The organism is Roseateles sp. GW823-FHT07B05, assembly GCF_058794515.1.
Genome location: NZ_JBXAGX010000038.1, coordinates 1 through 1,504, shown reverse-complemented (window position 1 = coordinate 1,504; position 1,504 = coordinate 1). Strand labels below are relative to the sequence as shown.

The following is a 1,504-nucleotide window of genomic DNA, read 5'->3' as shown; positions in this document are numbered from 1 at the left end:
CGGCACTGACGGCGATGCCGTCGACCCACAGCGTCATCAGCGCGCCCACACCGCCGGCCGGTACGGCGCTGGCGCGCACGGTGACGGTGCTGGTGATGTTGGGCTGGGGCCAGGTGGCGCGCAGCGCGCCACCCCAGACCATGTTGCCGCTGGGGCCCACGACGTCGAGCCCGTCGAAGGCGGCGGCGCCGGCGCCGCGGTCATAGGTGGTGCCCGAGGCGTTGGGCAGCCAGGTGGTGTTGGCGGTGGTGGCGTAGGCGATGAAGAGGTTGCGGTCCGCGCCGTTGATGGTGGCGTCGTTGACGTAGGCGATGTCGAGCTTGCGGCCTGCGCTCATGGGCGGCACGGCAAAGCGGTAGTCGGCGTTGTCGGTGGACTTGACCTCGGCGCTGCCGACCATGACGCCGTCGACGAGCACCTGCATGACGGGGCCCGTGCCGTCGGCCAGCGTGCCGCGGGCGCGGATGAGCAGGCTGTCGGTGAGGTTGGGCTCGGGCCAGGCGGCGTCCAGCGTGTTGCTGGTGGCGCGCAGCACGGTCTTGCCGGAGATGGCGTAGGCCAGTTGCAGCTCGCGGCCGCTGGTGGGGTTGGTGTAGACCACTTGCACGCGCTGGCCGGGCTTGAGCGGCAGCGAGGGCAGGGTGATGTCGGCCGGGGTGGTGGAGCGCAACTCCACGGTCCCAATGACAACGCCGTCGACCAGCACCTGAGCGATGGGGCCGACGTCGCCGGACAGCCGGACGCTGGCACGCAGCGTCAACGAGTCGGTCATGTTGGCGGCGAGCCACTTGGTGCGCAGGGCACCGTTGGCGGTGAGCAGGTTCTGCGTGGTGGGTGCGGCGTTGACGCCGTCGAAGGCGGCCAGGCCGAGCCCGGCGTCCAGGTTCCACCCGCCAGCGCTGGGCTGCAGCACGGTGTTGCCGGCCTTGAGGTAGTGCACGCGCAGGCTGCGCACCACGCCGTCGGCAGTGCCAGCGTTGGCGAAGGCGACGTCGATGCGGCTGTCCACGGACAGCGCTGGCGTGGCGAAAACATAGTCGGCCGGCTCGGTCGAAGTGACCTCGGAGGTGCCGACGACGATGCCGTCGACGCGCACGATCATCTGGGCGCCCTGGCCAGCGGCGCTGGTGGCGCTGGCGCGTACGGTCAGGTGGTCGGTGAGGTTGGCCGCCGGCCAGGTCAGACGCAGGGCGCCGTTGGAGTTGACATGCATCGTGCCGGCCACGACGTTCTGACCGTCGAAGGCGGCATCGCCATTGCCCTTGTCGAAGCTGACGATGGTTGCGGAGGAGAGGACGGCCGTGTCGGCGGTGCTCATCTGCACGACACGCAGGTTGCGGTCCACGCCGTTGACGGCGGCGTCGTTGGTGTAGACCAGGTCGACCTGGCTGCCGGGCTTGAGCGTGGGGGTGGCCAGCCGGTAGTCGGTCGGCACCGCGGCGCGCACTTCCACGGTGTCCGTGACCACGCCGTCCACGCGCACCGACATCGTCGCGCCCACGTC

General features: G+C 70.6%; 1 protein-coding gene. It reads right to left on the bottom strand.

Annotated features, from left to right (window positions below):
- On the bottom strand, positions 1-1,504 hold a 1,504-nt coding region (locus AC1Q7O_RS27540), incomplete at both ends, for a carbohydrate-binding domain-containing protein (RefSeq protein WP_492662634.1).